We start from the raw sequence: 14,291 nt of genomic DNA on the forward strand, positions 1-14,291 counted from the left end.
CTAGGCCACCAGTTCACGCAAGCCGCTGGTGCGGTGCGTGCGGCTGGCGATCGCCTCGCGCAGCACCTCGCCGCTCGGGGTCACCAGCGTGAATTCGCGGCTGGCGCGCGTGATCCCGGTGTAGACCAGCTCGCGCGTCAGGATGGCATTGCTCTCGCGCGGCAGCGCCAGCACCGTGTGGCGGAACTCCGAACCCTGCGATTTGTGCACCGTCATCGCGAACGCCGTTTCCACGTTGCGCAGGCGCGTGGCCAGCACGCTGCGCACGTTGTCGCCTTCCAGGAAGTAGACCCGCTGCGCGCCGGGACGCGCGGGGTCGGGCAGGGTCACGCCGATGTCGCCGTTGAACACGCCGGTCGAATAGTCGTTGCGGGTGACCATCACCGGCCGGCCCACATACCATTCGGCGCCGCGGCGCAGCAGGCCGCCGGCTTCCAGGCGCTTCTCGATCGCTTCGTTCAGGCCCGACACGCCCCACTCGCCGTCGCGCACCGCGCACAGGATGCGGAAGGTCTCGAAGCGCTGCAGCACCTGGCGTATCCAGTCCACGTCGCCCGCCGCCCCGCCCTTGACCAGTTCGAGGTAGGGGGCGTAGCCGGCATGGGCCAGTTGCAGCAACTGGGATGGCTGCGCGTGCTCGATCCAGCGCACGCCATCGCCGTCTTCTGCACCGGCGCGCAAGACCGCCTCGGCGCGCGCCGTGTCGCCGGCATTGACCGCCAGCGCCAGCTGCCCGATCGGGCCGCCGAAGCGGCGGCTGTGACGCAGCATCACGGTCTGCTGCGCCAGCGCGCCGCCCTCGCCCGCATACTGCGCGGGAATCGCCTCGCCGCTCGCCGCTCGCACATAGGCGATGGTGTCGTCGTCGTAGTTGCCGGACTGCGCGTCGTGGCACAGGTCGCCCAGCACCGCGCCCGCCTCCACCGAGGCCAGCTGGTCCTTGTCGCCCAGCAGGATCAGGGTGGCGCCCGGCGGCAGCGCGTCGAGCAGGCTGGCCATCATCTCGAGATGCACCATCGAGGCTTCGTCGACGATCAACACGTCGACGTCGAGCGGGTTGCCGCGGTGGTGGGCGAAGGCGCGGGTGTCGGGCCGCGCCCCGAGCAGGCTGTGCAGGGTGCGCGCGGCGCCCATGCGCGCGGTCAATTCGCGCAGCGGCAGCGCGGCGCCGACGCGCTCGGCCAGCTCGCCCAGCGCCTTGTCGATCGACTGCTTCAGGCGCGCGGCCGCCTTGCCGGTTGGCGCGGCCAGGGCCACGCGCTGGCGTTCGGCGTCCGGCGCGGTCGCGAACAGCAGCGCCAGCAGGCGCGCCACCGTGTAGGTCTTGCCGGTGCCGGGGCCGCCCGTGATGATCGCGACCGAGCCGCGCAGGGCCACGGCGCAGGCCAGCTTTTGCCAGTCGGGACGCGGAGCGTCGGGCGCGGCCGCGAACAGCCTGTCGAGCCAGGAGCGCACCAGGCCCGCATCCACCGGATGGGTCGCCTCGGCGCGTTCACGCACGGCGCGCGCGACCTTCGTCTCGTCGCGCCAGTAGCGGCGCAGGTACAGGCGCTCGCCGTCCAGCACCAGCGGCTGGTCGTAGTCGAACTCCTCGCGCACCCACACCTGCCCGCAGCCGGCCAGGAGCTTCCTCCAGCCCGCCACGCCGCGCGGCAGCGGCGCCGCGGCCAACGCCAGCCGCGCCCATTGTTCGTCGCTCCAGCCCAGCAGGGACGCCGGGCTGGCGGCCAGGTCGGCCAGCTGGACGCAGCTGTGGCCATGGCCTTCGAGCTCGGACAGGATCGCCGCGGCCAGCACCAGCGGCGGCGGCGCGGCCCCGAGCTGCGCAATGAAGCGCGCGAAGGCGCCCGACAGGCGACGCAGTTCGCCGGCCTCGGTCAGGTTGCCGATCTCATGCCACAGGGCCGCAGGATCGGGTTCGATCCTGCGATCGGGGTCAGTCTTGCCCATGCTTGTCCTTGTCCAGCAATCGTTCCAGTCCGTCCAGCAGCGCGAGGTCGGGCGCCAGCACGCAGCAGCCGCGCGTGTCCGGGTTGGCGATCCCGCGCAGGAACATGAAGATCGTGCCGCCCAGCTGGACCTCGGGCGCGTAGGACGCGCCCAGGCGCGCGCGCAGCAGGCGGTGCAGCGCCAGCAGGTAGATGCTGCCCTGGATCTCGTAGCGGTGCTCGGCCATGCCGGCCTGCATCGCCGCCTGGCTGTAGGCGGCGTCGTTCGGCCCCAGCGCATTCGTCTTGTAGTCGAGCACCCAGTAGCGCCCGTCGTGCTCGAACACCAGGTCGGCGAAGCCCTTGAGCATGCCATGCAGGTCGCGCTCGGGCAAGACCGGGCGCTCGATGCCGCGCAACAGATGCGCGCGGCACAATTCGTCCAGCGCGGGCAGTGCGAGGCGCTCGCTGGGGAACCAGAATTCCATCTCGGGCAGCACGCCCTGCAGCGCGCGCAGCGGCGCGCCCAGCGGCGGCAGCGGCGTGTCGACGATCGCGCGCAGCCAGGACAGCGCGTCGTCGAGCCGGTGGCCCCAGCCGGCGCGCTCGATGCGCTTCACCAGCCGCGTCTGGCCATGGGGCTGGTCGAGGCAGTCGAAGCCTTCGCGCGCCAGCCATTCGAGCTGCTCGTGCATGAAGTTGCCCGGCACCGAGCCGCGCGGGAAGCGGTGCCAGGCCACGTCCTCGATGCGCGGCGGCAGCGGCGCCTGCGGCGCTTCCTCCAGCAGGGTCTGTTCCTGGGCGCGCATCGGCGTCGGCGGCGGCGCCACCGCATGCCGGGTCAGCGAGGTGAACGAGCCGATCGACCAGTCCTTCTCGAATTCGGCCCGGTACACCGGCGCGTCCAGCAGCGCGGGACGCGCATCCTGGCGCGCCAGCATGGTGACGCCGTCTTCCGCCTCCAGCTCGCGCAAGGCAATAGCGCCGGCAGCGCCGGCCACCGCCGCGAAGTGATCGCGCAAGCCGGCGGCCGGGATCGGCGCGCCGCCGGCCAGCAGGTAGCCGAGCGCCGATTCGTGCAGCCGGTTCTCGCCCTTGCGCGCGCCCGCCACCGCCGCCGCGCCCAGCCACAGGAAGTGGCGCGCCCGGGTCAGGGCCACGTACAGCAGGCGCAGGTCTTCCTCGATGCGCGCGCGGTCCACCGCCTCCAGCGCCTCGTCCGACAGCGCCAGGTCGAGACGGCGGCTGCCCTCGTCGTCCACGTAATCGAAGAAGGCGCGGTTGCGGCGGTTGGTCGCGCGCGCGGTCACCGCGAACGGCAGGTAGACCAGCGGATACTCGAGGCCTTTCGACTTGTGCACCGTCACCACCTTGACCAGCTCGGCGTCGCTTTCCAGGCGCAGCACGCGCTCGTCGCCGCCGCCGCCCAATCCCCCGATCTGCTCGGCGAACCAGCGGATCAGGGCCTGCTCGCCCTCGAGCTGGGTGCTGGCCTCTTGCAGCAGTTCGGCCAGGTGCAGCAGATTGGTCAGGCGCCGTTCGCCGCCCGGCTCTGCCAGGAGGCGCGCCGGCAGTCCCAGTTCGTGGATGAAGGTGCGCAGCATCGCCAGCACCCCGCGCCGCTGCCAGGCCCCGTGCAGGGCTTTCAGTTGCTCGACCCGCCGTTCCCACGCCAGCTCGTCGCTCGACAGCCGGGCCAGTTCGCCCATCGGCAGCCCCGCGGTGCGGGTGGCGAAGGCGGCGCGCGCAAGAACGCCGTCGAGCGGATTGGCGACCGCGTACAGCCAGCGCAGCACGTCGGCCGCCTCCTCGCTCTCGACCACCGAATCCTTGTCGGACAGGTAGACGCTGGCCACCTTGCGCCGCACCAGCGCCTGGCGCACGGCGGCCGCCTCGCGCCGGTCGCGCACCAGGATCGCGACATCGGCCGGCATCAGGCGCCGGAAGCTGCCGTCTTCCTCATCCTGAAAGCCGACCCGCTCGTCGTTCAGCAGGCGCACGATGTGCTCGGCGCAGTGGTGGGCGAAGAAGCTGCGGTAGTCCTCGGCCTTGAGGTCGTCGCGGCAGGTGGTGCACACGGACAGGGCCTCGATCTCGCCGTCGCCATCGACGCCAATCAGGCGCTCCCGGTGGCCGCGCGCCTTGACCGCCTCGAACGGCAGCGGATTGTCGTCGCCGCGCCGGAAGCGGAACGCCGCTGCCGCGTGGCCGGGCCGGCCGTCGCCGCCTTCGGCGTGCAGGAACAGCGCATTGACCGCGCCCACCAGCGCCGCCGTCGAGCGGTAATTGGTGTCGAGCTGGTAGTGGCGAGCGCCCGTGGCGCGCCGCGCGGACAGGTAGCTGTGGATGTCGGCGCCGCGAAAGCCATAGATCGACTGCTTGGGGTCGCCGATCAGGAACAGGCCCTGTCGCGGATCGTTGTCGCCTACCCGGTACAGCAGGTCGAAGATGCGGTACTGGTCGGGCGAGGTGTCCTGGAATTCGTCGACCATGGCCACCGGATACTGCTGCACGATGCGTTCGCGCAGCGCCGCGCCGTTCTCTCCTTCCAGGGCCAGCTTCAGGCGTTCGAGCATGTCGGCGAAGCCGAACTGGCGGTTGCGGCGCTTGAGTTCCCGCATGCGCGCGCCGATGTGGCCGGCGGCGTGGCGCAGCAGCGCGTGGGCGATCGGATCGATCGCGCCCAGCGCCTGCTGCAGCGCGGCGGTGGCGTCGAAGCAGGCCGGGACCTCGGCGCTGAAGTCCTTGCTGAAGGCGTCCACGATGCCGTCCGGGGTCAGGCGGCGCCAAGCGGTGTCGCTCAGGTCGGGCATGTGCCGCGCCGGGTCGCGCGCCCAGGCGCGCAGCGCCTCGAACCACTTGAGCAGCGAATCGGCGCGCATCTTGTTGCCGTTGAAGCATTTGGGCGCGCGTTCGCGGTGACCCGCGATCCAGCGCTCCATCGCGTCGGCGCGCTCGAGCCAGCCGTGCTTGAGGCGCGCCAGTTCGTCGCGCTGGGCCTCGGCCAGGCGCGTCACCAGCGCGCCCAGCGGCGCGCGCTCCACTTCGCCCAACAGCGGCCCGCGATGCACCAGCTCGCGTACGCTGGCCTTGAGCGCCTCGACGTCGCTCCAGGTGTCGAGCACGACGGCCAGGTTCTGCGCGTCGAGCGGATACACGTGCTGGCGCCAGTAGTCGTGGGCGGCGTCCTCGAACAGCATGCGCTCGTCGCTCACCAGTTCTTCGTCGAACAGGCTGCCGCTGTCGAAGGCGTGCTCGCGCAGCATGCGCTGGCACCAGGCGTCGATGGTGAAGATCGCCGCCTCGTCCATGGTTTCGGCGGCCAGCATCAGGCGGTGGGCGGCGATGCTGCGTTCGCTGCCCGGCGCATAGGCCCCGGCAAGTTCTTCCAGATAGGGATCGTCGGCCGCGGACTCGCCGCGGAAGTAGTCCGCCGCCTGCACCAGCCGTTCGCGCACCCGGTTGGCCAGCTCGCGCGTGGCGGCGCGGGTGAAGGTCATCACCAGGATTTCGGACGGCAATAGCGGACGCACGAAGGCGTCGTCGCCGCCGTGGCCCAGCACCAGGCGCACGTAGAGGGCGGCGATGGTCCAGGTCTTGCCGGTGCCGGCCGACGCCTCGATCAGGCGCGAGCCGTGCAGCGGGAACCGGATCGCTTCGAGTTTGCTGCTCATGCGGACAACTCCTGCAAGGGCTTGATCGTGACGGCGCCATCCATCCAGCGCGCCAGCGGTCCATACAATTCCTCGGCCAGCTCGGGCCAGCCGCCGGCGCCGCGCAGCGCTTCAAAATCGGGCCACAGCCGCGCCAGGCACAGGTCGTCCACTTCGCCGCTCTGCTCGAAGCCGCCGTCATAGGTGGCGCGCGGGTCGCCATCGGCCAGCTGCGCCAGCGCGGTGCGGCAGGCCACCGGCAGCGGCGCATCCAGGTTGGCGCGCCACAGGCGCACCAGGTCGCGCAGGATCTGCAGCGACTCTTCCCGGGCCAGCGGCGCCATCTCGAGCACCGCGTCGCGCGCGACCAGGTAACCGGCCACCGGATGGCCGGCCGCGCTGCTGCCCAGCTGGCGCAGCCAGGGGGCGATCAGCTTGTCGCCGCGCGGGCGGCCGTTGCGGTCCAGCACCTTCGACGACAGCTGCATCAGCCACGCGGTGCGCTCGCCATTGCTGCGCAAGCGATCGATCCAGTCGTCGAGCACGATGTCGTCCAGCCCGCCGTGGTCCAGCTCGAGATGGAGCGCCTGCTTGGGCGCAACTTCCGGGAAGCGCGCGCCCAGGCGCAGCCACTCGGTGCGCACCGGCGCCAGGCTCTCGACCAGCTGCTCCTGCCACATGCGGCCCATCAGGCCGATCGGCAGCACGCCCTCGCGCGCAAGCCGCTCGGCGCGCGTGGCCAGCGTGGCGCGCACCTCGTGCAGCTTCTCGGGCTCGCCGCTGTCGTCCAGCAGGTGGTCCTCGATCTGGTAACGCTCGAGCGCGTCGAGCGCGAAAGGTTCCTCGTCCTCTCCCACCTGGGCGGCGTCGGCGAACACCACGCCCAGGCGGCGGCGGAAGAAGTAGCGCGCCGGCTGGCGCAGGAAGCTGGCCAGCTCGCCCAGCTTGAGCACGAAGTCGGGCTCCAGCGCGTAGGGCGGCAACGCATCGCCCCCTTCCAGCTGCTCGGCGCCATGGGCCAGGCGCCATTCGCCGGCATAGGTCAACAGGCCGCCCTGCTGGAAATAGACGCGGCTGAAAGGCTGCAGCGCGTGTTCGGTCGTCAGGCTGGCCAGGTCCAGGTTCCAGCCATCGGCGAGATAGTCGCGCAGCTGCGACACCAGCACCGATGGCGGCTGCTCGCTGTTGTCGCGCACATTGCGCCCCACCCAGCTCACGTAGAACTTGTCGCGCGCCGCCAGCAGGGCTTCGAGCATCAGGTAGCGGTCGTCGTCGCGGCGCGAACGGTCGCCGGGGCGCGCCATGCCGGGCAGCGCCAGCAGGTCGAAGTCGGACTGGCGCGCGCGGCGCGGGAAGTCGCCGTCGTTCATGCCCAGCAGGCACACCACGCGAAACGGCACCGCCCGCATCGGCATCAGGGTGCAGAAGGTCACGCCGCCCGAGACGAACTGGTGGTTCAGCGTCGGCTGGTCGAGTTCGTTCATCCAGGCTTCGCGCAGCACCGCCAGCTCTACCCTCTCGTCGAAACCGGCCGCGTCGCACGTCTCGAGCCAGCACTGCAGGCCTTCGTTCAGGCTCTGCAGGGTGAGGCGGTCGGCTTCATCGCTGGCGGCGTAGAAGCACGACAGCATCTCGCGCGCTGCTTCGCCCCACGCGGCCGGCGTGCGCGGCGTGTCGAGCCGGGCGCGCCAATTCAGCAGGCAGTCGACCAGCTGCGCCAGCGCGCCGGCCAGCGCCGCGTCGAGCCCGCCGACCTCCGCATAGGGCTCGATGTCGGCGAAGCTGGCGCCGGCGCCGCTGGCGTAGCCCAGCAGCATGCGCCGCACGCCGAAGATCCAGGCGTTCTGCTCGCCCGCCATGCCCAGGCCCAGGCCGGCGCGGTGTTCACGGTCCAGGCCCCAGCGCACGCCGGCGCCCTCGATCCAGCGGCCCAGGATGGCCAGGTCGTCGTCGCCCAGGCCGAAGCGGCGCGCCACGGCCGGCACGTCCAGCAGGTCGCGCACCTCGCTCTGGCGGCAGCGCTGCTGCGGCAGGCGCAGCAGCCATTCGAGCGACACCAGCAGCGGGTTGACGCTGCGGTCGCGCACGTCGCCGATCTCGAACGGGATGCGGCGCAAGTCGCGCTGGCGATGCTGGTCGAACACCGCGTGGATCGCCGGCGAGAAGCTGTCGATGTCGGGCACCATCACCACCACGTCGCGCGGCCGCAGGCTCGGGTCTTGCGCGAACCACGACAGCAGCTGGTCGTGCAGGACCTCGACTTCGCGCTGCACGCTGTGGGTGACGTGGAATTCGATCGAGCGCTCGCCCGGCGCCGGCGGCACGCGCGGGTGCTCGGACAGCGGCAACAGGTCGCGCACCGCGGCCTGGACTTGCCCCAGCAGCGTCGCGCCGTCGTCGTCGGCGAACAGGTCGACCTTCAGCGGCGCAGTATCGGCCGAACCCGCTTCTTCGCTGCGGTCCTGGTTGTCGAATTCGTCCAGCATGCGCACGAAGTCGCGCCCCTGGCGCCCCCAGCTCGCCAGCAGCGGATGGCTGTGCGCGTGCAGCTCCTCGATCGGGATCGCGCCCAGGTCGACGCCGCCCCGCTGCGGCTGGCGCCGGCGCGCGGCCTTGAGCAGGTCGCGGCCATCGATGATGTCGCCCCAGTAGAAGCGGCACGGGTTCGGCACCGCGAACAGCACCTGGGTATGGCGCGAGAGCGCTGCGATCGCCTGCAGGGTCTGGTACGGCAGGGTCGACATCCCGAACAGCACCACGCGGCGCGGCAGGCGGCCGGCGGGCGCCTGGCCGGCCTCGATCGCGGCGAGGAACTGCTGGTGGATGGTCGCGCGCCCGCTATCGCGCTGCGACTCGTCCAGGCTGGCGTGCACGGCGCGCCACAGGCAGGCCTGCCAGCGCTGGTCGGGCGCCAGCGGCACGGCTTCATGGCCCAGCGAGCCTGCGGCGCGGCGCAACTGGTCGCCGCCCGCGGCCCAGTCGGCCAGCCAGTCGGCGCGGTAGACCTGGTACTGGTCGTACAGGTCGGCCACGCGCTCGGCCAGCTGCAGGCGGCGCTCGGCGTCGCCGTCGGCCAGGAAGCGCGCCAGCGGCTCGTAGCCGTCCTCTTGCAATAGGGTGGGCAACAGGCGCATCAGGCGCCAGGTGAGCGGATCCTTGTCGAACGGCGCGCGATTGGGCACCCGCTCGCGGCCCAGCATGCCGCGATACGCTTCCCACATGAAGCGCGCCGGCAGCGCCACCCGGGTGGCGGCGCATACGCCGATCTCCTCGGCCAGCGCGATCTTGAGCCATTCGGCCACGCCATTGGACTGCACGAGGAAGATCTCTTCTTCGAGGGGGCCGAGCGGATGGTTGCGCAGCCAGTCGAACACGGCGCTGCGCAGCAACTCCATCTGGTTGCCATGGAGGATCAGGAGGCCGGGGGTGATCGGGGAAGGCATGCGTGAAGCTCGAACGGTCGGGTCCACAGCATACCGTGTTTGGTCCGCTCGCGGTAGGGGCGCAGGCGGCCCCTGCCCTCAAGGGCACCTCGAAAGGCGCCCCTCAACGCACCTCGCCGTCCCGGCTACCGAACTGGGTCGAGACTTCGCGTTCGATCCGGATCAATAGTGCGCGCAGGCGCGCCGCCAGCGCCCGGGCCTGGGCGGTGCCGGCCGCGCCCAGGCGCGGCGAGCGCGTCGGTTGCGCCTCCAGGTCTTCGCAGATGGCGCCGAAGCTGGCGGCGCCGATCGCGCGCGCCGCCGACTTGAGCTGGTGCGCCAGGCTGGCGGTGTGGGTCAGGTCGCCGCCGGCCAGGGCGGCCTCGATCGCGGCCAGGTTCTCGCGTGCGGTATCGAGGAACAGGAACGCATATTTACGCATCCGCTCGGTGTCGCCGCCGGCGGTGCTGGCCAGGCTGGCCAGGTCGAGCACTTGCGCCTGCCCACCCTGCCCATCCCCGCACGACTCCGGCGCCGTGGCGCGGCCCAGGCAGCGCGCGATGGTGGCCGCCAGCAGTTCCGGCACCACCGGCTTGGCCAGGAACTCGTTCATGCCGGCGGCCAGGCAGCGCGCGCGGTCGTCGACGCCGGCATTGGCCGTCATCGCCACCACCAGGGTGTGCTGCAAGGCGGGATCGCGGCGGATGCGACGGGTCGCTTCCAGCCCGTCCATCACCGGCATCTGCACGTCCATCAGCACGCAGTCGAAGCGCTTGCCCCCCATCGCCGCCAGCGCTTCGAGGCCATTGTTGGCCACCTCGACCGCGGCGCCGGACTGTTCCAGCAGCTCGCGCGCGACCTGCTGGTTGAAGGGATTGTCCTCGACCAGCAGCACCGCGCAGCCGTCCAGGCGCACCTGGACCGCGGCCGGCGCGGCGCCCAGGCCCGCCCCCGAACGCGCGCCGGCGGCATCGTCCAGGGCCAGGCGCGCCGTGAACCAGAAGGTGCTGCCCTCACCCCGCGTGCTGGCCACGCCGACCTCGCCGCCCATCAGTTCGGCCAGCTGGCGGCTGATCGCCAGGCCCAGGCCAGTGCCGCCGTGGCGCCGCGTGGCCGACTGGTCGGCCTGCTGGAACGGCGTGAACAGGTGCGGCAGCGCGGCGGCGTCGATGCCCACGCCGTGGTCTTCCACCTCGAAGCGCACCAGCACTTCGGGACCGAAGGCGCGCGCAAGGCGCGCGCGCAGCGTGATCCGGCCGCGGTCGGAGAACTTGACGGCATTGCCGGCGAAGTTGAGCAGCACCTGTTCCAGCCGCAGCGAATCGCCGCACAGGGGCCGCATCAGGACCGGATCGATCTCGATGTCGAAGCCCAGGCCCTTGGCCGCGGCCGCGGTGCCCAGCTGGGCCTCGACGTTGCGCATCAGCGCGTCGAGCATGAAGCACACCCGCGACAGCTCCAGCATGCCGGCCTCGATCTTGGAGAAATCGAGGATGTCGTTGATGATGCCCAGCAGGTGCTGGCCCGAGTGGTCGATCTTTTCGAGGTAGTCGCGCTGACGCGCGTCGGGTCCGGCCTGCAGCGCCAGGTGGGTCATGCCGATGATGCTGTTCATCGGGGTGCGGATCTCGTGGCTCATGTTCGACAGGAAGTCGCTCTTGGCCTTGCTGGCGGCGTCGGCACGCGCCTTCAGGCGGTGCAGCTCGGTGACGTCGGTCGCCACGCACAGCACGGCCGCTTCCTCATCGACCTGCATCGGCACCCGCACCGTCCACAGCTGGCGCGGCGCGCCGCCCGGGGCCGGCTGCGCCACCTGGGCGCAGCTGCGGCGGCCATCCTGCAGCACCGCGCGATCGAGCTCCCAGGCGCCATCGGCCAGGTCGCGGCCCAGGGCCTCGACGTCGCGCCGGCCGACCAGCTCCGCCGCCGGCCGTCCGAAGCGCGAGGCGCCCTTGGCATTGAGGTAGCGGATGCGCCGCCCCGCATCCTTCAGGTAGACCTCGGCGTCCAGGTTGTCCAGCACCGTGTCGAGCAGCAGGCGCTGCTCGACGGCGGCCCGCCGCGAGCGGTACTGGGCCAGGAACAGCACGTAGACCAGCAGGGTGCCGGCGAAGCCGAAGGCCAGCGCCGCCATCGGCATCCAGGGATCGGCGCCCCGGAACATGGCGCGCTCGGGCGCGGCGAAATGCAACGTCCACCGGTTGCCGCCGAAATCCACGTCGAGGACGGTCGTGAGCCAGACGCCCGGGTCGAGCGGCGTGCGCCGCACGTCGGGCCCGTGCAGCAGCAGTTCGCCCCCTTCGGCATCGCGGTTCGCGCCGTAGACGCTGACCGACAGCGGCGCGCCGGCGGATGCCGCCAGCGCATTGTCGACCAGTTCGGGCACCGAAAAGGCGATGCCGAACGAACCCAGGTAGGCCGCGCGCCGCCCTTCGAGGCTCGGCGGGGTCACCCCGCCGCGATAGACCGGCATGCGCATGCCGAGGGTATAGTGCGGCGTGGGGTCGCGCAGGAATACCGGCTGTCCCGAGGCGCTGATGCCGCCAGTGTCGCGCGCCTGCTCCAGGGCGCGGGCGACGGCGGGCCTGGCGGCCATGTCGAAGCCGAGCCGGCGGCTGGGCTGGTCGACCGGATACTGGTAGGCGATCACCTCGTACCAGGGACGGCGCCCGGCAGGAAAGATCGCGAACTCCGGGTAGCCGCGGGCGTCGACGCTGCGATCGGCGCGCATGCCGGCGACGAAGCGCTCGCGCCCGGCTTCGGGCACGTGGGCGGCGTAAGTCACCCCCTCGATCGCCGGATAGCTGCGTTCGATGTCGAGCGCGGCGACATAACGGTGAAACGACGCCCGGTCGGGCACGGCGTCGCCGGCGCCGGCCGCATGCAGGGCCGCCAGCGAACGCACGGCGCGGCCATACGACGCGAGCGACACGTCGATCCGGTCGCGCGCCGCGCGGGCCAGGCCATCGAAGCGCCCGCGCGCCTCGTCCTCGATCGAGGCGCTGGCCACCGCATGCAGCAGCACGCCGACCGCCAGCGACAGCGCGATGCCGCCGCCCCACAGCACGAACGGCCGGCCCAGGCGCGCCCAAACCGCGCCGATGGCGTCGATTCCTGACATGGCGGAGCGCTTCATGCTTTCCGTGGAGGGCGGTGCCTGCCACCCAATATTGCTAGTATATCGGCGCGCCGGGCCGGCGCGATACTGATGAGGACAGCATGCAACACCACGACGATCCCTGGCTGTGGCTGGAACAGATCGACACCGAACAGGCGCGCGCCTGGGTCGACGCGCGCAACGCGGCCACCGAAGCCGAACTGGAGGCCGATCCGCGCTTCGCGCCGCTGCGCGAACGCCTGCAAGGCATCCTCGATTCGAGCGACAAGATTCCCTTCGTCGGCGTGCATGGCGGCTGGTGCTACAACTTCTGGCGCGACGCGACCCACGTGCGCGGCGTCTGGCGCCGCACCACGCTTGCCGAGTACCGCAAGCCGGCCCCCGCCTGGGAAACGGTGCTCGACCTCGACGCGCTGGCGCGCACCGAAAATGAAAACTGGGTCTGGGCCGGCGTGTCCTGGCTCGAGCCCGATGCCGCGCGCTGCCTGGTGATGCTGTCGCGCGGCGGCGGCGACGCCAGGGTGGTGCGCGAATTCGACCTCGACCGGCTCTGCTTCGTGGCCGACGGTTTCGTCTTGCCGGAGGCGAAGAGCGACGTGTCCTGGATCGATCGCGACACCCTGTTCGTCGGCACCGACTTCGGCCCCGGCAGCCTGAGCGAGTCGGGCTATCCGCGCATCGTCAAGGAGTGGAAGCGCGGCACGCCGCTGGCGGCCGCCATCACCGTGTACGAGGCGGCCCCCGGCGACATGGCGGCGTCCGGCTACCAGGACCACAGCCCCGGCTGGGAACGCGCGTTCGTGCTGCGCCAGATCGATTTCTATACGAGCGAACTGTTCTGGCGGCGCGGCGCGCAGCTGACCCGGATCGACAAGCCGCTCGACGCCAGCGCCTTCGCCCTGCGCGACCAGCTCGTGATCGAGCTGCGCTCGGACTGGACCATCGACGGCGTGACGTATCCCCAGGGCGCGCTGCTGGCGACCGGCTTCGACGCCTTCATGAGCGGCGGCCGCGCCTTCGAGGTGCTGTTCGCGCCGACGCCAACGACCTCGCTGGACGGCGTGGCGGCCACCAGGAGCAGCCTGCTGCTGACGGTGCTCGACAACGTCAAGAACCGCATCGTCGAGCTGCGCCGCGAGGATGGGGCGTGGCTGCGGCGCGAAGTCGCCGTGCCCGGCATCGGTTCGCTGGGCGTGTCGGCCGTGGATTCGGACCATTCGGACGACTACTTCCTCACCGTGACCGATTTCCTGCATCCGACCACGCTGTACCTGATGCAAAGCGGCAGCGACGCGCGCGAGCCGCTCAAGGCGATGCCGGCCTTCTTCGACGCCGAACCGTATGCAGTGAGCCAGCACGCGGCGGCGTCCAGCGACGGCACGCTCGTGCCCTATTTCGTCGTTACCCGACGGGGGGCGAGCGTCGGCACACCGAATCCGACCCTGCTGTACGGCTACGGCGGCTTCGAGGTGTCGCTCAAGCCCTTCTACAGCGGCATGACCGGCGCCGCCTGGCTCGAACAGGGCGGCACCTACGTGCTGGCGAACATCCGCGGCGGCGGCGAGTTCGGCCCACGCTGGCACCAGGCGGCGCTGCGCCAGCACCGCCAGCGCGCATTCGACGACTTCATCGCCGTCGCCCAGGACCTGGTGGCGCGCGGCGTCACCACGGCGCAACAGCTGGGCATCATGGGCGGCAGCAATGGCGGCCTGCTGGTCGGCGCGGCGCTGACCCAGCGTCCCGACCTGTTCGGCGCCGTGGTGTGCCAGGTGCCGCTGCTGGACATGCGGCGCTACCACCTGCTGCTGGCCGGCGCCTCGTGGATGGGGGAATACGGCGATCCGGACGATGCCGACGACTGGGCCTACCTGGCGCGCTACTCTCCGTACCACAACGTGCGGCCCGGCGAGCGCTACCCGCGCGTGCTGTTGACCACCTCGACCCGCGACGACCGCGTCCATCCGGCGCATGCGCGCAAGATGGCGGCGCGCATGCTGGACCAGGGACACGACGTGCTGTACTGGGAAAACACCGAGGGCGGCCATGCCGGCGCCGCCGACAACGCCCAGACCGCGCGGATGGTGGCGCTGACCTACACGTTCCTGCTGCGCCAGCTCGGTGCGCACCCGGCGTCGGATTCGTCCTCTCATGCGGCGTGATCGCGCTGCGC

Annotated in this window: 5 protein-coding genes; 1 reads left to right on the top strand and 4 read right to left on the bottom strand. The window is 71.4% G+C overall.

The window, feature by feature from the left end:
• From recD to ABIB38_RS05970, 4 genes are all read right to left on the bottom strand, one after another.
• Window positions 1-1,950 (bottom strand): exodeoxyribonuclease V subunit alpha, encoded by a 1,950-nt coding sequence (gene recD, locus ABIB38_RS05955; RefSeq protein ID WP_429202602.1) that lies wholly within the window; start codon window positions 1,948-1,950, stop codon window positions 1-3.
• Entirely contained in the window at window positions 1,937-5,602 is a 3,666-nt protein-coding gene (gene recB, locus ABIB38_RS05960) for an exodeoxyribonuclease V subunit beta (RefSeq protein ID WP_429202604.1), read from the bottom strand. Before recB ends, recD begins: the two co-directional genes overlap by 14 nt.
• Window positions 5,599-9,024, bottom strand: coding sequence for an exodeoxyribonuclease V subunit gamma (gene recC, locus ABIB38_RS05965; protein ID WP_429202606.1), 3,426 nt, complete (start codon window positions 9,022-9,024; stop codon window positions 5,599-5,601). The genes recB and recC overlap by 4 nt, the downstream gene beginning before the upstream one ends.
• Window positions 9,025-9,127: 103 nt before the next feature.
• On the bottom strand, window positions 9,128-12,139 hold the full coding sequence (locus ABIB38_RS05970) for a CHASE domain-containing protein (RefSeq protein ID WP_429202608.1): 3,012 nt from the start codon (window positions 12,137-12,139) through the stop codon (window positions 9,128-9,130).
• 83 nt (window positions 12,140-12,222) lie between these two features.
• Between ABIB38_RS05970 and ABIB38_RS05975 the strand changes: the two genes are divergently transcribed.
• Window positions 12,223-14,280 (top strand): prolyl oligopeptidase family serine peptidase, encoded by a 2,058-nt coding sequence (locus ABIB38_RS05975; protein ID WP_429202610.1) that lies wholly within the window; start codon window positions 12,223-12,225, stop codon window positions 14,278-14,280.
• Window positions 14,281-14,291 lie beyond the last annotated feature (11 nt).

This window comes from Massilia sp. UYP11, from assembly GCF_050434805.1.
GTDB lineage: Bacteria > Pseudomonadota > Gammaproteobacteria > Burkholderiales > Burkholderiaceae_D > Telluria.